The organism is Pseudoalteromonas fuliginea (assembly GCF_000690055.1).
In the GTDB taxonomy this organism is placed as follows: Bacteria; Pseudomonadota; Gammaproteobacteria; order Enterobacterales; family Alteromonadaceae; genus Pseudoalteromonas; species Pseudoalteromonas fuliginea.
This window is the reverse complement of record NZ_JJNZ01000086.1, coordinates 1-22564: the sequence shown is the minus strand read 5'-3', so window position 1 is coordinate 22564 and position 22564 is coordinate 1. Positions and strand designations below refer to the sequence as shown.

Genomic DNA, 22564 nt, shown 5'->3' with positions numbered 1-22564 from the left:
CCTACGCTTCGTAAAACAATTCAGAGGTTGCTTTGTCGGCTACTTGCGATGAAAGCGAGGCTTCTACTGCTTCGTCTGAATAGTCATGACGTTTTTCTGGGTTCATGCCTAGTTTTTTAATTAGGTTCATATCGGCATCAGCGTCGGGATTTTCGGTGGTAAGTAGTTTATCACCATAAAATATTGAGTTAGCGCCTGCAAAAAAGCACATCGATTGCATTTGCTCGTTCATGGCGTTTCGCCCTGCCGATAAACGCACATAGCTATGTGGCATCATAATGCGCGCTGTTGCTATGGTACGTATAAATTCAAAGTGATCTAAATCGTCTACGTTTTCAAGCGGTGTGCCTTTAACTTTAACGAGCATATTAATAGGCACACTTTCTGGCTGTTGTGGCAAATTAGCTAGTTGCATAAGTAGTCCAAAACGGTCGCTTGCTTGCTCGCCCATACCGACTATTCCGCCTGAGCATACTTTCATACCGGCATCGCGTACATGGTCAATGGTATTTAATCTATCTTGAAAAGTACGGGTTGATATAATTTGCTCGTAATACTCAGGAGACGTGTCAAGGTTGTGATTGTAGTAATCAAGCCCAGCGTCTCTAAGTTCATGAGCTTTTTCGTTTGTGAGTTTACCTAGCGTCATACAGGTTTCTAACCCTAGCTCTTTTACTTCTTTAACCATTTGCGAAATGTATGGCATGTCTCTGTCTTTTGGATCTGACCATGCAGCCCCCATACAAAAACGGGTAGCGCCTTTTTGTTTTGCAAGGCGTGCTTGCTCTACTACTTTTTCTACTTCTATTAAGCGTTCGCGTTCTAAATCTGTTCGGTAATGCCCCGACTGCGGACAGTACTTACAGTCTTCTGGGCAAGCGCCTGTTTTAATTGATAACAACGTAGAAATTTGCACTTCATTTGGGTTGAAGTTAGCACGGTGAACCGATGCGGCTTTAAAAAGTAAATCGTTAAATGGCATTTCAAATAATGCTTTAACTTCAGCGTGGGTCCAATCGTGACGAACAGGTGCAAGTTCCATAATACTCTCTTATTTTTTTTCATAACGGTGATATTGGCTTAGTCTACGAGTTGAAGTACCATTGTCAACGAAGTCCACCAAGTTAAAGTTTACATATGATTAAAAAGAATGCGATTGACCTTGATTTTGATCGTGAGCACATTTGGCATCCATATACGTCTATGACCAAGCCAATTCCGGTATACCCCGTTACACATGCTAATCACAATATTATTCACCTCGAAACTGGCGAGCAATTAATCGATGGCATGGCCTCGTGGTGGAGCGCAATACATGGCTATAATCACCCTGTTATAAATAACGCCATGATTGAGCAAATTAATAATATGAGCCACATTATGTTTGGCGGTATTACGCATAACAGCGCGGTAGAGCTGTGCAAAAAAATAGTAAATATAACGCCGCCTAGTTTAACTAAAGTGTTTTTAGCCGACAGCGGATCGGTAAGTGTTGAAGTAGCAATAAAAATGGCGCTGCAGTATTGGTTAAGCCAAGGCATTACAACAAAACAAAAACTAATGACGCCTTACAAGGGCTACCATGGCGACACCTTTGCAGCCATGAGCGTATGCGACCCAGTTAACTCAATGCATAATTTATATTCAGGCTTTTTACCTGAACACGTTTTTGTGCCTGCACCGGTTAGTCAATTTGGGGGCGAGTTTAACCAGGCAGAAGCCCAAGAGCTTGAAGAATACTTTAAAGCAAACCACAGCCAAGTAGCCGCCTTTATAATTGAGCCAATAGTACAAAACGCGGGGGGTATGAACTTTTATCACCCTGATTATTTAGCCTGCGTACGTAAATTATGCACCCAATATAACGTACTGTTAATTTGCGACGAAATTGCCACAGGCTTTGGCCGTACAGGTAAATTATTTGCTGTAGAGCACGCCAATATAGAGCCCGATATAATGTGTATTGGTAAAGCATTAACTGGCGGTTCAATGACGCTATCGGCCACTATCACTAGCGATAAAATAGCCATTGGCATCAGCGAAGGTGAAGCCGGTGTTTTAATGCACGGCCCTACTTTTATGGGCAACCCGCTTGCCTGTGCTGCAGCCTGTGCAAGTATTGATTTATTACTTGAGCAAAACTGGCAACAACGAATAAAGCAAATAAACACCCAGCTACAACAACTTAATAATTGCAGTGAACTAGATGCGGTTGCCAATGTGCGTACCTTAGGTGCAATAGGTGTTGTTGAACTAAACGAGGCTGCGGGCAATGTTGATGTTGCTAAAATTCAAGCTTATTTTGTAAAGCAAGGTGTATGGATACGTCCATTCGGTAAACTAATTTACCTTATGCCACCGTATATAAGTGACGACACCAGTATAAAAACACTGTGTGATGCCATTTATAATGCCATTAAAGGCAAGCATTACGCTTAATAGTCGGTCTCAATAACTAATCCTATTACAAGTTATAGCGCTATTTACTGTAACCTACCGCTACATTTAGTGTTTTTATCTATTAAGCGAGTTTGTGGTTATTGATCTCACTAACCATAAGCTATATGATAATGGCTATCATTTACAATTACTCTTTTTGGACTTTTCTGCTATGAATTTATTATTTAAACCAGCCAAAACTTTAGGTGCAAGCCTTTTACTAGCCTCGGCGTTTATGGCTCAACCAGTATTAGCTAACGGCCCTATTGGCGAGCATGTTAATCATCTTCAAGCTAACCTTAAAAGTTACGCAGAAGAAGTAGAATGGATGGTAGGCAAAGTTGATACCATGGTAAGCGACTACGATACTAAAGGCGCAAAATCTGTAAAAACTGATGATTTAATTGAATATTGGGAATCAGTTAAGTTTCACAGCGCAATAGAAACTAACTTTGTACCAGTATACGCTTCTATTTGGCAGGGTCTTTATGGCGTAAAAATGGCCATTGATAATAAGCAGCCTGCTGAGGAAGTTCGTAAACAGCAAAAAGCGATGAACATAGCCTTGTGGCAAGGTCTTGGGGCTGTTAAGCTTGCTGCAAAATTCCAGCAAAAAGGCTTGTTAGACACTGTAAAAGCAACCGCTACAACTCAAATGACACAAAGTGCCACAATTGATGAAATTAAGCACAAATTAGACCGTGTAGTAGCTAAATTTGCTGAGCGTTTACGAGACGAAGCAACTGAAATTGTTCATGATACTTACCTGCACCTATTTGAAGGCGTTGAAGGAACACTTATAGAACAAGACGCTAACCTAGTTGAAGTGCTGGAAAAAGACTTTAACGTAACACTGCCACAAGCCATTAAAAACAGCAAAAGCGTAGACGAAGTACGCGATGTGATCAGTGACATGCAAACAAAATTAGACCGCGCTAAGGTTTTAATAGAAAAAGCCGAAAAAGCTCGTAAGGATGTATTTTAAGTGAAGCGTAGGACCTTTATTCAAGGCCTAGCTGCGTTAGGGGTGGTTGGCTCATTGCCACTGCCTTTTTCTCGTGCGCTAGCCGCTGATATAGCAAACCCTGTTTCTGTTGACGATTTACCAAAGCTTAAAGGCGAGTTAACGCTTTATTTAGGCCGAGGCGAAGGTGGTTTGTATGAAAACGTATTACAAGCAATCCAGAAAAAAAATCCAGACTTTAAACTCGGTATACGCCGTGGTCCTACTGCTGCTTTAGCAAATACCATTGTTGCAGAAGCTAAAGCCGGCGTTCGCCGCGCTGATTTATTTTGGGCGGTTGATTCAGGCGCGATTGGTTTAGTAACCGATGCAGGCCTTGCACAACCTATCCCAGGTGATTTATCTGCTCAGTTACAACCACAATTTAGATATAAAGAATGGGCACCAGTAACTGGCCGTATTCGTACATTGCCATATAACACGTCGCGTTTAACTAAAGATCAAATTCCAACAAGTATTATGGAAATTGCCGACAGCGATTTAAGTATTGGCTGGGCGCCCGCCTACGCTTCTTTTCAATCGTTTGTAACCGCGATGCGAATTTTAGAAGGCGATGACAAAACCGCTAAGTGGCTTAAAAAGATTCAAAAACGTGCTAAAACATACGCCGGCGAGCTAGGTGTTGTTATGGGCGTTGAGCGCGGTGAAGTTGATATTGGTTTTGCAAATCACTATTACACTTTGCGTTTAAAATCAGGTAAGCCTGATGCCAAGCTAGATTTAGCATTTACACAAAATGATGCGGGCTGTTTAGTTAATGCATCGGGTGTATTAGCGCTTAACGACGATCCGCTTGCTACTAACTTTATGCGTTACTTACTAAGTAAAGAAGTACAAGGTTACTTAGCCAGTGAAGCGTACGAAATTCCGTTAATAAATGGTATTACCCAACCAGAGGGTTTACCGTCACTTGCTAATATTTCTCCACCTGAAGTAGATTTAACACAGCTAGCTGATTTACGCCCTACTATAGATTTGATGCGAAGCAGCGGCGTATTGTAATGAAAATACCTGCCTCTTATCCAATGGCGCTGCTTGCAGCGCTTGTTGCGCTAACCCCTGTTTATGTATTAATTGTGCTTGCAAGCGATGCAAGCTCAGTGTTTGACACCCACAATCTGCAAATTTTAGGTAACACGTTATCGTTAATGGGTTTAACGGTACTTGGATCTATTTTAATTGGTGTGCCACTGGCGTTTATTAGCGCGTATGTGCATTTACCATTTAAAAAGCTCTGGCTGGTTGTATTTGCAGCCCCGCTGGCAATTCCCAGTTATATTGGCGCATTTACACTTTATGCTGCTTTTGGCCCCGGTGGCGAAATAAATACCTTAACAGGAATAGAAACACCATCAATGTATGGCCTAACAGGTGCCGCCATTGTAATGACGCTTTATACCTTCCCGTTTGTAATGATGACAACTCGCTCATCTTTACTGAGCCTTGATGCAAGCATGGTTAATGCCGCGCGTACGCTGGGCATGTCGATGACGCAAAGTATATTTAAAGTTATATTACCGCGCGTAGTTAACGGTATTGCAGCAGGCTCTTTGTTAGTCGCGCTTTATACGTTATCAGACTTTGGCACGCCGGCAATGATGCGCTTAGATACCTTTACCCGCGTAATTTACGTTGAATACAATGCCTTCGCGTTAGGGCGCGCAGCTATGCTTTCACTTCAGCTGATGGTTATTGTCGGTTTTTTACTTTTAGTTGAATCACAAATAAAAACAGCGCCTGAGCGCGATGGTCGCCCGTTAATTTTATTTCCAAACAAATTACAGTTAAGTGCGATGTTTGTTACGTTTGCACCTGTTTTACTGCTTGCTATTGGCTTGCCTTTGGCTATATTTTCGCTTTGGTTAGCTCGCGATGGTTTTAGCTCATTTGATTTTAATATTGCATGGAACTCTACGTATGCATCAGGTATTGCGGCAATTGTAGCTGTTATCGTTGCGATCCCCGTTGCACATGCTGCACTGAGTGGAAAAGCGGGTCGTATAATGGAGCGTGTTACTTACTTTGGTTTTGGTATTCCAGGCATAGTAATGGGCACAGCGCTTGTTTACGGTGGTTTGCAGTTACCGTTTTTATATCAAACACTGGGATTGCTTATTATTGCTTATATGCTGCGATTTTTACCACTTGCTGTAGGCTCTGTTAGAACAAGCACTGAACACTTAGATCCAAGCTTAGTAAAGTCTGCGCGCGTATTAGGGGCAAGCCCACGAGAAGTATTTACTCGCATAACACTACCTTTAACTATGCGCGGTATTATTGCCGGTGCAGCACTGGTGTTTTTAGAGTCAATGCGCGAACTAGAAGCCACGCTACTACTTGGCCCAACAGGGTTTGAAACACTCTCTACTTATTTATGGCGTGTATACGAAGCGGGCTATTTTGGTCGCGCCGCTATTCCTGGATTATTGTTAGTAGTGATATCTGCCTGCGGCTTAGCTATTATGATGTCTGGCGAAAAACGCGACCAGTTTGAACATTAAGGATTTAAGAAACAATGCTATCTGTAAGTCAGTTGTCTATAGATTATGGCAGTAACCGCGTAGTAAGCGATTTAAACTTTTCGCTGGGTGAAAACGAAATCCTTATGCTTGTAGGGCCAACAGGTTGTGGTAAAAGTACAATTTTACAAGCCCTTGCTGGCCTTATACCTATTAGCGAAGGCGAAATAAACACGGGTAAATGGCGCGCTACTCCCAAATTAACACTACCTCCTGAAAAACGCAGTGTAGGTATGGTGTTTCAAGATTTTGCGTTATTTCCGCACTTAACCGTACAGCAAAACATTTGCTTTAGATTAAAAGATACAGCCCCTGCTGAGTATTGGATAAACCTACTTGGACTGAACGATTTTAGAGATAAAAAACCAGCAACGCTTTCTGGCGGACAAAAGCAACGTGTAGCACTTGCGCGCACCCTTGCCCACCAACCTGATTTTGTATTGCTTGATGAGCCGCTTTCAAACTTAGATGCCGCCCTTAAAGACATGCTTCGTTGGGATATTAGAAACGCACTTAAAGCAGCTGGCGTACCGGCGATTTGGGTAACACACGACCAAGAAGAAGCACTCTCCGTTGGCGATCGTGTTGGTGTGCTTAAAGGCGGTAAAATTCAGCAAATCGATACACCCGAGCGCTGCTTTAGTACCCCAAACAATCGCTTTGTAGCACGTTTTTTAGGTGAAGCCAGCTTTATTAGCGGCCAATTTAGCCAAGGACAAGCCACTACCTCAATTGGTAATGCGCCAGCTCATGGCGTTGACTGTGAAAGTGGCAACGTTGATGTACTACTACGCCCTGACGATGTATTGCTTGTACAAAGCAGTGTTGGTAATAACGGCGAAGTGATTTGGGTACGCTTTGAAGGTGGCAGCCGCTTGTGCGCTGTAAAACTTGCGTGCTCTACTGTTGTAACCAGCCGAGTAAGCCATGAAGTTGTGGTAAACCTAGGCGACGAAGTGCATGTATCACTAAGTACATCGCACCCACTAGCGGTTTATAAATCTATAGATTAATATCTATACCTAACTCAAAATTAAGAGGAAACCCCATGAACGGACCAAACCCCAATAATCCTTCACCAATGGAAGGTTTTCCTCAAGTAGGTTTTTTAAAAAACTATATTACTTCTATCAATATTGAAGTAGGCGATTATACATATTATGACGATCCTGATGGCCCTGAGAATTTTGAAAAAAATGTGCTTTACCATTTCGATTTTATTGGGGATCGTCTGATCATAGGTAAGTTTTGTGCGATAGCTAAAGACGTTACTTTTATAATGAATGGCGCTAACCATCAAACTTCTGGATTTTCTACTTATCCATTTTTTATATTTGGTAATGGCTGGGAAAAATTTGTACCAAAATCAAATGATTTACCCTTTAAAGGCAATACAGAAATTGGTCATGATGTTTGGATTGGTTATAACGCTACAATTATGCCCGGGGTAAAAATTGGCAGCGGCGCTATTATTGCCAGTAAATCAGTTGTTACCTGCGATGTACCTGCTTATAGCGTTGTAGGTGGAAATCCCGCTAAAGTGATAAAAACCAGATTTGACGATAAAACAATAAATACGCTGCTAGATATAGCTTGGTGGGATTGGAGCAATGAAAAAATCACTGCTCATTTAGATGCCATTACACAATGCGATATAAAAGCCTTATCTAATCTCTAAGTGATTACCACTCAAACATGTACGCCATTTTACTTATTGTTTTTAGTGGGATGTGATGGGAGTTGCGTTTAGCGTATAAATGCTGCATTGATTTGTCTTTCACTTCACCCACTATCACTTCTTTTACTTGATAACCTAAGGCGATAGCCGCTTGCGAATACGCTACAAACTCCCACTTTTTAATATTAGTGTTATCTACAATTACCAAAGGAGTGCCTTGGGAAAGTGCATTTATAAAACGCGCTAAATTTAAATTGTGAAATTGCGGTAATTTAAACTTGTCAAAATGATACTCGCCTTGCTCATTAATAAAGTAATCATCTGTTGAGCAAATTAGGTACTGGCTTTCGTCAGCGCCGCCTAATTCGTCGGCAAGGTTTTGCGCGTAATAAGACTTACCACTTCCAGGTAGCCCACGTAATATAAAAACTTGTTTCATAGCATCGATTTTTTAAGTGTGAATAAAAATAAATTTAATTAGTTTGTTAATAATGCCACAAAATCACTAAATTTGAGAGTAACAAATAACATTAGAAGTAATAAACCCTCTAAAACTGCTTAAAAATAAACCGCATGCATAAAAACTTTTAAAGAGTTGCCCACAATAGTTTTTTTATTTAACTTTACTAGGTAAGATACAGGGTTCAAGTGCAGCGCCGTTTATGTGCAATTAATGCCCGAGTGTTGCGCACAGTTAAAATAAAATAGTTAGGCAACTTATATCATTGGAGTGAAGATGAGCCATTTAGCGATTTCAGAGCTATTAAAAGGCAATGTTGCGGTAGACAGCCAAGTAACAATTAAGGGCTGGATCCGTACTCGCCGCGATTCAAAAGCAGGAATTTCATTTTTAGCCGTTCATGACGGTTCGTGTTTTGATCCTATTCAAGCGGTAGTTCCTAATTCACTGAATAATTATGATGAAGTTACTAGCTTAACAGCCGGTTGTTCTGTGTCGGTTACTGGTGTTTTAGTACAATCTGCTGGCCAAGGTCAATCTTACGAAATTCAAGCTAACTCAGTGACTGTGTTAGGTTGGGTAGAAAACCCAGATTCATACCCAATGTCGGCAAAACGCCACAGCATTGAGTACTTACGTGAGCACGCTCACCTTCGCCCTCGTACAAATATGATTGGCGCGGTAACTCGTGTACGTAACTGTTTAGCACAAGCTATTCACCGTTTTTACCACGAGCAAGGCTTTTACTGGATCAGCACGCCAATTATTACGGCAAGTGACTGTGAAGGCGCTGGCGAAATGTTCCGTGTATCAACGCTTGATATGCAAAACTTACCGCTTACAGACAAAGGCGATGTTGATTACAGCGAAGATTTCTTCGGTAAAGAAGCATTCCTTACTGTATCTGGTCAGTTAAATGGCGAAACTTACGCGTCTGCAATGTCAAAAATTTATACATTTGGCCCTACATTCCGCGCAGAAAATTCAAATACATCTCGCCACCTTGCAGAATTTTGGATGGTAGAGCCTGAAGTAGCGTTTGCTGATTTAGAAGATATAGCAAAACTGGCTGAAAACATGCTTAAGTATGTATTTAAAGCGGTACTTGAAGAGCGCCGTGATGACATGGAATTTTTTGCACAACGTGTAGAAAAAACCGCAATTACGCGTTTAGAAGAATTTGTAGATAAAGACTTTGCACAAGTTGATTACACAGACGCTGTAGAAATCCTTAAAAACTGTGGCAAAAAGTTTGAGTACGCTGTTGAATGGGGTGTAGATTTACAGTCTGAGCACGAGCGTTACTTAGCTGAAGAGCACTTTAAAGCACCGGTAGTTATTAAAAACTACCCACGTGATATTAAAGCATTTTACATGCGCCAAAACGAAGACGGTAAAACCGTTGCCGCAATGGATGTTGTAGCACCTGGTATTGGTGAGATCATTGGCGGTTCACAACGTGAAGAACGTCTTGATGTACTTGATGCACGCTTAGAAGAAATGGGCTTAAACAAAGAAGATTACAGCTGGTACCGCGATTTACGTAAATACGGTAGCGTGCCACATTCGGGCTTTGGTTTAGGCTTTGAACGCTTAGTTGCTTATGTAACAGGTATGGGCAACGTACGTGACGTTATTGCCTTCCCTCGTACTAAAGGCAGCGCAACTTACTAATATTTAGTAAGATGTTTATAAATACTTAAAACCAGCCAATTGGCTGGTTTTTTTGTGTCTTGAATTAACCGTATAAAAAAGCCGCAGCACTCAAAGAGCACCACGGCTTTCAACCAGAATACGTTTGTTTATTTAAAGGCTATAAAGCACTCTCTAACTGTGGCAGTACTTCAAACAAATCAGCCACTAAACCGTAATCAGCGACTTGAAAAATAGGTGCGTCAGGGTCTTTATTTATCGCGACGATTACTTTTGAGTCTTTCATGCCGGCTAAATGCTGAATAGCACCACTGATACCTACTGCAATATATAAGTTAGGCGCTACAATTTTACCTGTTTGCCCTACTTGCATGTCGTTAGGTACAAAGCCTGCATCAACTGCAGCGCGCGACGCACCAATAGCTGCACCTAATTTATCGGCAATACCATTGAGTAATGCAAAGTTTTCGCCGTTTTGCATACCGCGACCACCCGATATGACCACACTAGCTGCTGTAAGCTCAGGGCGTTCTGATTCGGTTTGCTCAACACTTACAAAGCTGCTTAATTGTGGATCTGATACTGTATCAATACTTGTTATAGCAGCAGCTGATTGCTCACCTTGTAAATCGAAGCTACTAGCACGCACAGTAATTACTTTTTTACTGTCGAGTGATTTAACCGTGGCGATTGCATTACCAGCATAAATAGGTCGTTTAAATGTATCTGCATCCACTACTGCGATAATTTCAGAAATTTGCGCAACATCTAATAGCGCGGCAACACGTGGCATAAAGTTTTTGCCCGTTGTAGTAGCACTTGCAACAATGTGGCTGTAGGTGTCGCTAAGTGATAAAACTAAATCGCTCATGCTCTCAGCTAACTGATGTTCATAAACGCTATTATCAGCAACTAAAACATTAGCTACGCCATCAATGCTGGCAACTTGTGAGCTCATTGCGCTTAAGTGGTTACCTGCAATTAGTACATCAATAGGAAAACCCATTTTTACTGCGGCGTTAATAGTTTTTGAGGTTTCTGGTTTTAAGGCACCGTTGTCGTGCTCTGCAATTACGAGTGTTTTCATTTAAATCACCTTTGCCTCTGTTTTTAATTTTTCTACAAGCTGTGCAACGTCTTCAACAATAATTCCTGCGGTGCGTTTAGCTGGCTCTTCTACACTTATTAATTGAATACGCGGTGTTAAATCAACACCAAGCGAATCTGCTGCTATTACTTCAAGCGGCTTACGTTTGGCTTTCATAATATTTGGCAGTGATGCATAGCGAGGCTCATTCAAACGTAAATCAGTTGTAACAACTGCCGGTAAATTCAGTGCCACCGTTTGCAGCCCGCCATCAACTTCGCGGGTTACGTTTACTTTGCCATCTTTAATAACCACTTTTGATGCAAATGTACCCTGCCCACGATTAGTAAGCGCAGCGAGCATTTGACCTGTTTGATTATTATCTGAGTCAATTGACTGTTTACCTAAAATGACAAGTTCAGGCGTTTCTTGCTCTACAATTTTAGCGAGTAGCTTTGCAATATGAAGTGACTCGAGCTTTTCATCGGTTTCGATGTGAATGGCTTTGTCAGCACCCAATGCTAATGCTGTGCGTAATTGTTCTTGTGATGCTTTAGGACCAATAGTTACGGCAACCACTTCACTGGCTGTGCCGGCTTCTTTGAGGCGAATTGCTTCTTCTATGGCAATCTCACAAAACGGGTTCATTGCCATTTTTACGTTGGTTAAATCAACGTCGCTGTTATCACTTTTAACGCGTGCTTTTACGTTGTAATCAATCACTCTTTTTATTGGTACGAGAACTTTCATAGGAACTCCATAATTATTTAAACCTACAAGGTAACGTGCACGTCAACCTATTTATTTTATGAAATTAGACTACTTCCTGTTGACGTAAACGTCAACCTAAAATAACCTTTAACTATTCACAGTCTGTAACGTTTAATTTGCAAGGTTAAAAATAGGCTGTACACCTTATTTAAATGCTTAGTAAACATTGAAATAAGTCCGTCATAGATAAAGAGGTTATTATGGTCGAACGTGAAACCATGGAATTTGATGTAGTAATTGTTGGTGCAGGCCCTGCTGGGCTTTCAAGTGCAATTAAACTCGCGCAATTAGCACAAGAAAAACAACAAGAGTGCATGATTTGCGTAGTCGAAAAAGGTTCGGAAGTAGGTGCACATGTACTCTCTGGGGCTATTTTTGAAACCAAAGCTTTGGATGAACTACTACCTAATTGGCAAGCACTTGGCGCACCTGTTACAACCAAAGTAACTAATGATGAAATTTATTGGTTTAACAACGAGCAAAAAGCGACATCAATCCCCCACTTTGCTACACCAAAAACATTTCATAATGATGGTAACTACATTGTATCTATGGGTAACGTGTGTCGATGGCTTGCAGAGCAAGCTGAAAACTTAGGCGTCGAGATTTTTCCAGGATTTAGCGCACACTCTTTAATAGTTGAAAATAAAGCAGTAAAAGGCATTATTACTGGCGATATGGGTGTCGACAAAGACGGTAATGAAAAAGACGGTTACATGCCAGGCATGGAGCTTCGTGCAAAATACACTATTTTTGCAGAAGGTTGCCGTGGTCATTTAGGTAAACAATTAATTAATGAGTTTGCACTTGATGCAGGTTCATCGCCGCAGCATTACGGTTTAGGCTTTAAAGAAATTTGGCAAATTGATGAAAGTAAACATGAGCTTGGCAAGGTTGTTCATGGTACAGGTTGGCCACTTAGCGGCGATACTAATGGTGGTGCATTTATGTATCACAGTGAAAACAATCAAGTTGTTGTTGGTTTAATTGTTGATTTAAATTACTCAAACCCACATTTGAGTCCGTTTGATGAGTTTCAGCGAATGAAACACCATCCAGTTTTTAAAAACGTACTTGAAGGCGCTGAACGTATTGCTTACGGTGCGCGTGCTATTGCTAAAGGTGGCTTGCATTCATTACCAAAAATGCATTTTGCTGGTGGTTTACTTGTAGGGTGCGATGCAGGCACACTTAATTTTGCAAAAATTAAAGGTAATCACACAGCAATGAAATCGGGAATGATTGCCGCTGAGGTTATTTTCGAAGCGCTGCAAAATGAGTTAGCAAATACCGATTTAACTAAATACCAGACAGCGTTTGAGCAATCCTGGGCATATAAAGAGCTATATCAATCTCGTAACTTTGGCCCTGCAATGCACAAACTTGGTAAGTTTATAGGTGGTGCGTATAACACGCTTGATCAAAATATTTTTAATGGCGGTTTACCGTTTACATTTAAAGATAATACGCCCGATCACTATACCCTTGTTGATGCAAAAACTGCTGACAAAATTGCGTATCCAAAACCAGATGGACAACTTAGCTTTGATAAACTCTCAAGTGTGTTTTTATCAAATACTAACCACGAAGAATCACAGCCGTGTCATTTAAAGCTTAAAGATGCGTCAATTCCTATTAACGTAAACCTAGTTAAATTTGATGAACCCGCACAACGTTATTGTCCTGCTGGCGTTTACGAAGTACAAGAAATAGCAGGCAATAAAGAGTTTGTTATTAATGCCCAAAACTGTGTGCACTGTAAAACTTGCGATATTAAAGACCCCAGCCAAAACATTACGTGGGTAACACCTGAAGGCGCTGGTGGACCAAATTACCCTAATATGTAACTAAATTATGCGTCGTATAGTTATATAACTACGTTTTTTACATATAAATTATAAACATATCCTAAATTGCAGGGGCTTCGGCCCCTTTTTTGCGCTATGCTCATATGCAGTATTAATAAATGAGTAATATCTATGCCGTCGTCAAAAGTTGTTTTTCGTTTTTTAGCAGAGCCTACCGATGTAAATTTTGGTGGTAAAGTTCATGGTGGAGTCGTCATGAAGTGGATTGACCAAGCTGGTTATGCATGTGCAGCTGGCTGGAGTGGTCATTATTGTGTGACTGTTTCAGTTGCTGGGGTTAAATTTAGACGTCCAATATTAGTAGGGCAAATTGTCGAAGTAGAAGCTAAAATAGCGCATACCGGTAAAACAAGTATGCAGATATTTATTCAAGTACGTTGTGGCGATCCAAAAACACAAAATATGGTTGAAACAAATCACTGTGTTATAAGTTTTGTCGCAATGGATGAAACGGGTTATCCAGTAGAAGTGCCTGAATTTAAAGCTGTGACAGACGAAGATTTAAAATTAGAAAACTACGCTATTAAAATGAAAGAAATAGCAATTGAAACTGAAAACCTGTTACACAATGTATAACTTTTAGCTGTTCTGTAAATTCAAAATGTAGCTGTGTAAAAAACTCATGTTGTTTTGTAAAACGTACAAAACTGCTTAGAAAACAAATCACTACAAAAGCTCACGTTGCTTAAAAACCAAACAGCCCCTTGCGATAACCAGTACTAAAGTAGGTATTATGAGGGGTTTTTACTTGTTTTTAAAATTGGCATGTTCACTGCACTTATTAAATTGAAGTTTGATTGACTTAATCGAACATTAATTTTTAATTTGTAAAGGAGCTATTCACAATGATTAAAACACTTTCTCTTTCTGCACTTGCATTAGCAACACTGGGTTTTAACACAGCAGCACACGCTGATATTTCTGATTTTGATTCTCCACGTATTTATACTGGTATCGGTTACGGTCAATATTCTTTTGAGTTTGAAGACAGTGACAACGACACTGACTTTGACGACGATGCACAAATGCTCAAGGGGTATGTTGGTACTCAATTTAACGAGTACTTAAGCTTAGAGCTTGCTTACCAAAACTTTGATGAAGTTAGTGACATAGACAGTAAAGCTGAGATTGATGGCGTATCACTTGCCGCACGCCTAGGGCTTCCTCTATCTGAAAGCTTCACTGTATACGCAAAAGGTGGTTGGCTTGAATGGGACGCAGACTACACACAAGACCTACCAGTAGGAAGTATATCAACCTCTACAGATGGTGGAGATGCGTTTTACGGTGCAGGTATTGAATATGCGCTTACAACAAATGTTCAATTTCGCTTAGAGTATGAACGTTACAAACTTGACGATGATATAGATCCAGACATGGATGTAGCGTCTGTATCAGTTCAATACATGTTTTAATGAGTCTTTAACATGTATTAATAGGGTAAGCTTAAGAGCTTACCCTTTTTTGTTTTAAGGCCTGCTAATTTTCATCATATAGACCAAGCAGTCTATAAATAATAAACTTATTCACATTAATGCCATAGTCGCTAAATAAAGGTAGAATAGCGCTCTATTTTATTTGTATCCGAGTACTATGAGCGATTATACCATTTCGGCTATTGGCCACATTGAATCTCCTTATAAACAAAAGTTTGCTATACCTAGGCAACCTCGTTTAGTGCCACAAGCCAAGGCAAAACTTATTTTTGCACCTGATTTTAATCGCGAAGAGTTTGTACGTGGTTTAGATGAATTTACTCATATTTGGTTGTTATTTCGTTTTCATGAAACGGCCGATAAAGGTTATTCTGCCATGGTTCGTCCACCTCGTTTAGGTGGCAATGAACGAAAAGGTGTATTTGCTACACGCGCTACATTTAGACCAAACGCGATTGGTATGAGCGCAGTAAAGCTCGAAGGTATTGAGTATAAAAACGGACAACTTAGTTTATTACTCGCTGGCATTGATTTACTTGATGGCACACCCATTATCGATATTAAACCGTACTTACCTTATTCAGATGCTATGTTTGACGCCAGTGCTGGCTTTGCAGATACACGCCCAGAAACACAAATGACGGTTGAATTTAGCCCTCAGGCAATTGAGTTTGTTAATGCGCAAACACAGTACCCAGATTTACATGATTTTATAGCTAATGTTTTAAAACAAGATCCCCGCCCTGCCTATAAAAAACAAAAAGATGGCGAGCAAAGCTACGGTATGACTTTGTACAATTATAATATTCGCTGGCAAGTCAATGGCGAGCATAACCTAGTAACAAGCATAGAAAAAAACTAAATAACTCACTTAGCGCTTTAGTGTAAAAGCATCCGCTGTTAAACTTAAGCTCTATTAAAAGAACATAATTACTCTATTTCGGAAAAAACATGCGTACAAGCCAATATATACTCGCAACACTTAAAGAAACGCCATCAGATGCTGAAATCGTATCGCATCAGTTAATGCTTAGAGCCGGTATGATCCGTCGCGTCGCTTCGGGTTTATACACTTGGTTACCCTCTGGTTTACGTGTGCTACGTAAAGTAGAAAACATTGTACGTGAAGAGATGGACAAAGCTGGCGCCATTGAAATGCTAATGCCAGTTATTCAACCGGCTGATTTGTGGGAAGAGTCTGGTCGTTGGAATGAGTTTGGTCCTGAGCTAATGCGCTTTACTGATCGTCATAACCGTACATTTGCACTTGGACCAACGCACGAGGAAGTGATTACTGATTTCGTTCGTAAAGAAATTAATAGCTATAAACAGTTACCAGTTACTTTATACCAAGTACAAACTAAAGTACGCGACGAACGCCGTCCTCGCTTTGGTGTGATGCGTGCTCGTGAATTTACAATGAAGGATGCCTACTCTTTTCACCTAAGTGAAGAATGTTTAGATGCAACATATCAAGCGATGCACAAGGCATATTGTAATATTTTTGAGCGCTTAGGTCTTGATTACCGTCCTGTTATCGCAGATACAGGCTCTATCGGCGGAAGCGTATCGCACGAGTTTCATGTACTTGCTGAATCAGGTGAAGATGCCATTGCATTTAGTGATGGCAGCGACTACGCCGCTAATATTGAAAAAGCAGAGGCGCTTGCACCAAACGATCCACGCCCTGAAGCATCAAAAGAGCTTAAAGCGTTTCCAACTCCTGACGCTAAAACTATTAACGAGCTTAAAAAACACTACGGTGTTAAGCCACATCGCGGTGTTAAAACGTTAATTGTTTATGGTACGCCTGATGAAAACGAAGTACGTGGTCTTGTAGCCTTAGTACTGCGTGGCGATCACGAATTAAATGAACTAAAAGCTGAAAAACACCCGTTAGTAGACTCTCCGTTAGAAATGGCAACAGAGGCTGATATTGTTGCTGCGATTGGTGCAAGACCTGGTTCACTTGGCCCGGTTGGCCTGTCGATGCCAATTATTGTTGATAGAACGGCTAACGTACTTGCTGATTTTGTTGCCGGTGCTAATAAAGATGACGAGCATTACAGCGGCATTAACTGGGATCGTGATGTAACTAATTATGAAGTTGCTGATATCCGTAATATTGTTGAAGGCGATATGAGCCCATGTGGCCAAGGCGTTTTACAAATTAAACGTGGTATTGAAGTTGGGCATATTTTCCAGCTTGGCACTAAATACTCACAAGCAATGAAAGCGGGCGTATTAAACGAAGACGGTAAAAACCAAACAATGACCATGGGTTGTTACGGTATTGGTGTTTCACGTATTGTTGCTGCTGCTATAGAGCAAAACAACGATCAATACGGGATCATTTGGCCAAAATCAATCGCGCCATTCGATTTAGCAATTGTGCCAATGAACATGCACAAATCGCATCGAATTCCTGATATTGCAAATGACCTTTACCAAGGTTTAAAAGATGCAGGTCTTGATGTGTTATTTGATGACCGTAAAGAGCGCCCTGGTGTTATGTTTAACGATATGGAACTCATTGGTGTGCCATTTACGCTAGTAATTGGTGAGCGCAACCTTGACGAAAACAAAGTTGAGCTTAAAAACCGCCGCACCGGTGAAAAGCTAATGATTGATATCGACACAGCAATTGATGCAATTAAAGCGGCTGTTAAAGGTTAATAACACGCACGCTTAAAATAGACTAAAAGGCCGCATTTAAAATGCGGCCTTTTTGATGAGCGATAATAGCAATGCATAATAATAGCTGCTCAATGACTCACCTTTTCTAGCTTTGTAGAAATCTTTTAATTACGTGCCTTGGTGTAAATTGTCATGGAGGCTTCGCTAAAGTGTCTCATAAGTGTCATTAGATTTATCTACAGTGTTTAATTATTACACTATGGATGACGGGCATGACAAACAATCAACTGCGTAAAAAACAACATTATCCAGCCATTTGGATATCTGATGTTCATTTAGGTTACAAAGATTGTAAAGCTGATTACTTACTTGATTTTTTAAACTCGGTAGAATCCGATACACTTTATTTAGTCGGTGATATTATCGATTTATGGTCAATGAAACGTCAGTTTTATTGGCACTCTTCACATTATCAAGTATTAAATTCTATACAACAAAAAGCAGCTAATGGGACACGCGTCATTTATATTCCCGGTAATCACGATGAGACGTTTCGTAACTACGTTGATCAAACTTTATTCGGTGTTGAGGTCCATCAACAGTTTATTCACACCACTAAAGCTAATAAGCGATTCTTGCTTGTTCATGGTGATGAATTTGATATCGCAACTCGCTATAACAAACTCATTAGCATAGCTGGTGATGCCGGATACGACTTTTTATTATTTTTAAATCGTTGGATAAATCGTATACGTAAAGTATTTGGTGGGAATTACTACTCACTTGCCGCGTGGATCAAAGCGCGAGTACACAAAGCCCGTGAAGCTATTGAAGCCTTTGAGGATGCCGCTATCCGCGAAGCTAAAAAACAAAAAGTAGATGGTATTATTTGTGGACATATTCATCACCCTAAAATAAAAGTGGATGATGGGATTATGTATTGCAACGATGGGGATTGGATTGAGAGCTGCACGGCACTTGTAGAGCAAAAAGATGGAAAAATTGAGTTATTACATTGGTCAGATACGCAAACCGTGCTCGACAGTGCTGATATTACAAAACTAGCTGCACCGATAGTCAGCTCAGTAGAAGCTAAACCAAAAAAATCAGCTGCATAGCAGCTGAACACTTACACAATGGATGTGATTCAGTTTAACCAAGTTAATAGCTTACTCTTTAGCGTTTGTGGCTTTATTGGCTTAGTAATATAATCGTTCATCCCTGCAGCTAAACAGCGCTCTCTGTCGCCTTCCATCGCACTTGCTGTCATAGCAATAATTGGCACATACGAATATTCACTTCCCGTTTTACCACTTCTTATTGCGCTAGTAGTATCGTAACCGTTGAGATTTGGCATTTGACAATCCATTAAAATAATATCGAAGGTTTTACCCTCATGTAGTTTTAATACCTCTAATGCTTCTAAGCCATCTGATGCGGTGGTTATTTTTACTTTCGTATGTTTTAAAATAGCTTTAGCAACTTCAACGTTGATCATATTATCATCAACTAATAATACATTATAATTCGATAAGTCTGGCTCTATAGGTTCTTCAATTAAATGGTTAGCTGCTGCAACCACAAGTTCATTATTTGCGCCGAATAAACTCGCTAACTTGTAGCTAAACTGATCTTGGGTAAGTGGTTTATTTAAAATATGGCTATATTCGGCCACTATCGTAGACTGCTTGTTTACTACCATATCACGTAAAATCAGCACATATTTCTTATCATATTGATTACAAAAACTAATGAGGGCATCAATTTGTGGATGCTCATCATCTATAATTAATAAGTCGGCATCAAATGCACTATGTCCACTAAAATAATCTAAGCGGACAATTTTATCCTTATCTATTTTACACGCGTGTACTAGTAAATTTGTGACGTTGTTAAATACGTTATCACGCGCAATTAATGTTGCCACGTTAATTGATGTCGCTAATTCAATGCTCGTATTTAACTTTTTCTGCTGTGCAACATGCAACTCTACCGTAGCAATAAAAACACTGCCAATCCCTTTTTTACTAGTAACCGTAATATTACCTCCCATCAACTGGGCTAACTTTTTGCAAATAGATAAACCTAAACCTGTTCCACCAAAGTGACGAGTCGTACTTGAATCCTCTTGTGTAAACACCTCGAATAATCTATCTAAATTTTCAGGAGCAATACCAATCCCGGTATCTTTGATCGTAAAACTCATTAACAGTTTAGAATTGGTGATGTACTTAGAGCCAATTGTTAAGCTAACCTCACCTTTGTGGGTAAACTTAAAGGCATTATTAACTAAGTTTATCAAAATTTGTTTTAAGCGGTGACTGTCACCAATCACCATCCGGTCGATAACGTCTTTTGTATCTAAAAAAACTTCAAGTCCTTTTCGTTGTCCTTGCAATGCTAAAGAAGTAATCATATCACTGCATACGGTGACAACATCAAAAGTATGATTATCAATATCGAGTTTTCCGGCTTCAATTTTAGAGAAGTCTAAGATGTCATTAATTAAGTTCATTAATGAATGTGCACTGCTGTTAGCTAATTTTAAATAATGATGCTGTTGCTCAGATAGCCCCTCCTCTTTTAACATTTCTAGCATGCCTAATACGCCGTTCATTGGGGTACGAATTTCATGAGAAATGTTAGCAACAAAGTTACTTTTTGCTTGGCTCGCTGCTAGGGCTTGATCTATAGCGCGTTCTAGTTCTATGGTTCTTTGGGATACTTTAAGCTCTAAAGTACTATTTAAACCTTCAAGTTCTGATTGTATGTTTTTCAGTGAAGTAATATTTCTTAAAATCGCAGCAACTTGATAGCGGTTGTTATACACATCAAAAATACTACTGAGTGTTATCGAATAAAATTGCTTGTTACCAAATGCATCAGTATAAATAGCTTCGAAGGGCATTTTTGCCCCATCAATTATAGTTTCTTCAATACAATTAATATCCGCTTTATTTAAGTTGAATAGTGAAATGAAATCGTTTTCTTTGTCCTCTAGAGCACTGCCAAATACATTTTTAGCCGTGTTATTAAAATGAACAATTTGTCCCGTTTCTTCAATTGTAAAAATAGCGTCCAAAGAATTTTCTATTACTTTGTTATTTTGCTCTTTCAATGAATGTATAAGTAATTTACGGTTTATGAATCTTTGATATATAGAGGTTATTATTAAAAATATGCTAAAAAACACTACGAGTAAAATAATGAAATTTTGTCGCCTTTCACTCACTTTCAATAATAAATCATGAGTATTTAAGCTAACAGCTAATTCAAGAGGGAGCATCGCGATATCTCCTTCAAAATAAATCCGTTTTTTTAAGTAGTATTGTTGAGGGTAACTATTTATTGGCAGTGTATTGCCAACAGACATTTCTTCGGCTTCATTAAATTCATCATCCCAAGTCCTACTTTGGTTAAACTCAAAGCCAAATCGTAAGTCAGTATCTGGATGGTATAAAAATTCACCTTCATTATTCATTAAGTAAATAGCAATGCCCTTTGGAGACTCTACAATTAAGCTTTTAAATAATTCGTCTGCAAAATAATTAGTGACTAGTACTGCAAACACTTGCTTATGTTCGTCGAAAACAGGTTTAGCAACTCGAAAAGTACTAATGTAAGGCTGCTGTATTTCGCCATTTTCTCGATTGTAATTTATAGGGGAAATGTAAACTGAATTTGCATCTAATATACTGGCTTTAATTACGTAGTCACGTTGTCCTTTTTGTTGTAATTGTTCTCCATCGAGCCTAACTAGGCTGCCGAGCTCAGTGCGATCGACCCTAACAACTTCTCGGCCACCGTCTGCTAGTGTAATATAACGTGCCTGTAATATGCTTTCGTCTGTGCGCATAAAACCCGAAAATATACTTGCTAAGCGCTCTTGCCAGACCGCAATTGGCGTACCCAATAGTGGATCTATCAATTTATGTTCTGAGGCGCGAGAAATACCTTGGATTGGTGGTGTAGCATCTAGAAATCGGATAGCAGTAACGCTGTCTTTAAAGTGCTTTTTTAAAGACAGCGTTTTTGTTTCTAATTCTCTTTTTAATTCAATTTGAGCCGTATTATAAACGTCACTTCTTACTTTTTTCTCAAATAAATAAAGCGAGGGTAATGAAATAACTATAAATGTTATTACTACCAAAAGTATCAGCTTGTTATTTTTTGTGCTTCTTAAAAAAATATTCTTTTTTAACATTTACTTTCGCCACTAAATTAGAACTACTAAACAGTATAGAGTATTAAACAATTAAATATCCTAAAAACCAGAGCTTACAGGTCTATAAGGGGTAATTTTCAATATTTAGCTTTTAGTTACTTAAAGATTGATAATCTGAGATGGCATCGTAAATCCATTTATGTATTAACCGTGCAATTATTTTATTAGTAACGGGTAACTATTTACGTATAGTTTTTCAGCATTACGCCCTGTTTATCATTCAAGATTGAAATTTGTTCCGTCAAGGGCCTATATCGCGGCACATGGTTTATAACCTTTGGGCTAGCTAGCTGCTCCTGCGTTACCTTACTGACTTACATTAACAATAAGTAAGATGTCTGCAGATTACTAACGCGCTTTACCTATCTCAATATAAGCGGCAAAGAGTCATAAGTCATAAGTCATAAGGGAGAATGCAATTGGCAGCGTATGTTTGGCATTTATGCTGCGCTATCGCCTATTTATAAATAATCCCTTATAAGTAACACCACATTATTTAGGCTGTATTTTGACTAAAAAACCAGGGCAAGATCACGAACTTTACCTTGACTTAAAAGTATGATCTTATACTCCTTTTTTAAGGAGCATCCCCATGCCTAACATTAAGCTATTTAAATATTTCGAATCAATCGACGACCCTCACCAACAAGGTAAAGTTGTTCATAAACTATTTGATATCATATTCTTAGCTGTTAGCGCTGTTGTATCAGGCTGTCAGGGCAGGGAAGAGATTGAAGATTTTGGCCATGATAGACTAGATTGGCTCA

The 22564-nt window shown here is 39.6% G+C and carries 19 protein-coding genes; 14 read left to right on the top strand and 5 right to left on the bottom strand.

Annotated elements, in window-relative coordinates; genetic code table 11:
* Position 1: 1 nt before the first annotated feature.
* On the bottom strand, positions 2-1042 hold the full coding sequence (gene bioB, locus DC53_RS02015; protein ID WP_002961242.1) for a biotin synthase BioB: 1041 nt from the start codon (positions 1040-1042) through the stop codon (positions 2-4).
* Between the two features lie 95 nt (positions 1043-1137).
* Here bioB and bioA point away from each other — a divergent pair, with 95 nt between their 5' ends.
* The 6 genes from bioA to DC53_RS02045 all read left to right on the top strand — a co-directional run bounded on the left by bioA (position 1138) and on the right by DC53_RS02045 (position 7660).
* Positions 1138-2439, top strand: a complete 1302-nt coding sequence (bioA, locus tag DC53_RS02020) for an adenosylmethionine--8-amino-7-oxononanoate transaminase (RefSeq protein ID WP_033031858.1) — start codon at positions 1138-1140, stop codon at positions 2437-2439.
* 172 nt (positions 2440-2611) lie between these two features.
* Positions 2612-3424: a hypothetical protein gene (locus DC53_RS02025; RefSeq protein ID WP_033031887.1), complete on the top strand. Its 813-nt coding sequence runs from the start codon at positions 2612-2614 to the stop codon at positions 3422-3424.
* Complete coding sequence (locus DC53_RS02030) at positions 3425-4465, top strand: extracellular solute-binding protein (RefSeq protein WP_033031856.1); 1041 nt, start codon at positions 3425-3427, stop codon at positions 4463-4465.
* On the top strand, positions 4465-5964 hold the full coding sequence (locus tag DC53_RS02035; protein ID WP_033031854.1) for an ABC transporter permease: 1500 nt from the start codon (positions 4465-4467) through the stop codon (positions 5962-5964). Before DC53_RS02030 ends, DC53_RS02035 begins: the two co-directional genes overlap by 1 nt.
* A gap of 14 nt (positions 5965-5978) precedes the next feature.
* Entirely contained in the window at positions 5979-6995 is a 1017-nt protein-coding gene (locus tag DC53_RS02040) for an ABC transporter ATP-binding protein (RefSeq protein ID WP_033031852.1), read from the top strand.
* Positions 6996-7030: 35 nt separating this feature from the next.
* The gene (locus tag DC53_RS02045) at positions 7031-7660 is read left to right on the top strand and encodes a Vat family streptogramin A O-acetyltransferase (RefSeq protein WP_024604311.1); all 630 of its coding nucleotides are present in this window, start codon (positions 7031-7033) and stop codon (positions 7658-7660) included.
* 4 nt (positions 7661-7664) lie between these two features.
* Here the strand turns inward: DC53_RS02045 and DC53_RS02050 are convergent, their stop codons facing one another.
* A complete protein-coding gene (locus tag DC53_RS02050; protein ID WP_008133749.1) occupies positions 7665-8099 on the bottom strand; it encodes an AAA family ATPase in 435 nt (144 codons plus the stop codon).
* 297 nt (positions 8100-8396) lie between these two features.
* Here DC53_RS02050 and asnS point away from each other — a divergent pair, with 297 nt between their 5' ends.
* Entirely contained in the window at positions 8397-9794 is a 1398-nt protein-coding gene (gene asnS, locus DC53_RS02055; protein WP_002961230.1) for an asparagine--tRNA ligase, read from the top strand.
* A 139-nt stretch (positions 9795-9933) separates the two neighbouring features.
* Here asnS and DC53_RS02060 read toward each other — a convergent pair whose 3' ends face one another.
* Both DC53_RS02060 and DC53_RS02065 read right to left on the bottom strand, forming a co-directional pair.
* Entirely contained in the window at positions 9934-10860 is a 927-nt protein-coding gene (locus tag DC53_RS02060) for an electron transfer flavoprotein subunit alpha/FixB family protein (protein WP_033031850.1), read from the bottom strand.
* Positions 10861-11610 (bottom strand): electron transfer flavoprotein subunit beta/FixA family protein, encoded by a 750-nt coding sequence (locus DC53_RS02065; protein ID WP_007375779.1) that lies wholly within the window; start codon positions 11608-11610, stop codon positions 10861-10863. It lies immediately after the preceding gene.
* Positions 11611-11831: 221 nt separating this feature from the next.
* Here DC53_RS02065 and DC53_RS02070 point away from each other — a divergent pair, with 221 nt between their 5' ends.
* The 6 genes from DC53_RS02070 to DC53_RS02095 all read left to right on the top strand — a co-directional run bounded on the left by DC53_RS02070 (position 11832) and on the right by DC53_RS02095 (position 18690).
* Positions 11832-13478, top strand: coding sequence for an electron transfer flavoprotein-ubiquinone oxidoreductase (locus DC53_RS02070; protein WP_033031848.1), 1647 nt, complete (start codon positions 11832-11834; stop codon positions 13476-13478).
* Positions 13479-13610: 132 nt separating this feature from the next.
* A complete protein-coding gene (locus DC53_RS02075; RefSeq protein ID WP_007375777.1) occupies positions 13611-14075 on the top strand; it encodes an acyl-CoA thioesterase in 465 nt (154 codons plus the stop codon).
* Positions 14076-14344: 269 nt separating this feature from the next.
* Positions 14345-14914, top strand: coding sequence for an outer membrane beta-barrel protein (locus tag DC53_RS02080; protein WP_008133741.1), 570 nt, complete (start codon positions 14345-14347; stop codon positions 14912-14914).
* Positions 14915-15092: 178 nt separating this feature from the next.
* Positions 15093-15797 carry a tRNA (N6-threonylcarbamoyladenosine(37)-N6)-methyltransferase TrmO gene (gene tsaA, locus DC53_RS02085; RefSeq protein ID WP_033031846.1) on the top strand — a complete coding sequence of 235 codons (705 nt, stop codon included), beginning with the start codon at positions 15093-15095 and terminating at the stop codon, positions 15795-15797.
* Positions 15798-15886: 89 nt separating this feature from the next.
* On the top strand, positions 15887-17611 hold the full coding sequence (locus tag DC53_RS02090; RefSeq protein WP_007375774.1) for a proline--tRNA ligase: 1725 nt from the start codon (positions 15887-15889) through the stop codon (positions 17609-17611).
* Between the two features lie 233 nt (positions 17612-17844).
* Entirely contained in the window at positions 17845-18690 is an 846-nt protein-coding gene (locus DC53_RS02095; protein WP_033031844.1) for a UDP-2,3-diacylglucosamine diphosphatase, read from the top strand.
* A gap of 29 nt (positions 18691-18719) precedes the next feature.
* On the opposite strand, the gene DC53_RS02100 is transcribed toward DC53_RS02095, so the two are convergent.
* Positions 18720-21722 (bottom strand): ATP-binding protein, encoded by a 3003-nt coding sequence (locus DC53_RS02100; RefSeq protein ID WP_033031886.1) that lies wholly within the window; start codon positions 21720-21722, stop codon positions 18720-18722.
* 667 nt (positions 21723-22389) lie between these two features.
* Between DC53_RS02100 and DC53_RS21440 the strand changes: the two genes are divergently transcribed.
* A partial coding sequence (locus tag DC53_RS21440; protein ID WP_045984454.1) for an ISAs1 family transposase occupies positions 22390-22564 on the top strand: 175 nt, incomplete at its 3' end.

Coding starts and splice junctions, on each gene's coding strand:
- bioB (WP_002961242.1), bottom strand. CDS start 1,042: ATGGAACTTGCACCTGTTCGTCACGATTGGACCCACGCTGAAGTTAAA.
- DC53_RS02035 (WP_033031854.1), top strand. CDS start 4,465: ATGAAAATACCTGCCTCTTATCCAATGGCGCTGCTTGCAGCGCTTGTT.
- DC53_RS02095 (WP_033031844.1), top strand. CDS start 17,845: ATGACAAACAATCAACTGCGTAAAAAACAACATTATCCAGCCATTTGG.
- asnS (WP_002961230.1), top strand. CDS start 8,397: ATGAGCCATTTAGCGATTTCAGAGCTATTAAAAGGCAATGTTGCGGTA.
- DC53_RS02070 (WP_033031848.1), top strand. CDS start 11,832: ATGGTCGAACGTGAAACCATGGAATTTGATGTAGTAATTGTTGGTGCA.
- DC53_RS02080 (WP_008133741.1), top strand. CDS start 14,345: ATGATTAAAACACTTTCTCTTTCTGCACTTGCATTAGCAACACTGGGT.
- DC53_RS02060 (WP_033031850.1), bottom strand. CDS start 10,860: ATGAAAACACTCGTAATTGCAGAGCACGACAACGGTGCCTTAAAACCA.
- DC53_RS02090 (WP_007375774.1), top strand. CDS start 15,887: ATGCGTACAAGCCAATATATACTCGCAACACTTAAAGAAACGCCATCA.
- DC53_RS02075 (WP_007375777.1), top strand. CDS start 13,611: ATGCCGTCGTCAAAAGTTGTTTTTCGTTTTTTAGCAGAGCCTACCGAT.
- DC53_RS02065 (WP_007375779.1), bottom strand. CDS start 11,610: ATGAAAGTTCTCGTACCAATAAAAAGAGTGATTGATTACAACGTAAAA.
- DC53_RS02040 (WP_033031852.1), top strand. CDS start 5,979: ATGCTATCTGTAAGTCAGTTGTCTATAGATTATGGCAGTAACCGCGTA.
- DC53_RS02025 (WP_033031887.1), top strand. CDS start 2,612: ATGAATTTATTATTTAAACCAGCCAAAACTTTAGGTGCAAGCCTTTTA.
- DC53_RS02050 (WP_008133749.1), bottom strand. CDS start 8,099: ATGAAACAAGTTTTTATATTACGTGGGCTACCTGGAAGTGGTAAGTCT.
- bioA (WP_033031858.1), top strand. CDS start 1,138: ATGATTAAAAAGAATGCGATTGACCTTGATTTTGATCGTGAGCACATT.
- DC53_RS02045 (WP_024604311.1), top strand. CDS start 7,031: ATGAACGGACCAAACCCCAATAATCCTTCACCAATGGAAGGTTTTCCT.
- tsaA (WP_033031846.1), top strand. CDS start 15,093: ATGAGCGATTATACCATTTCGGCTATTGGCCACATTGAATCTCCTTAT.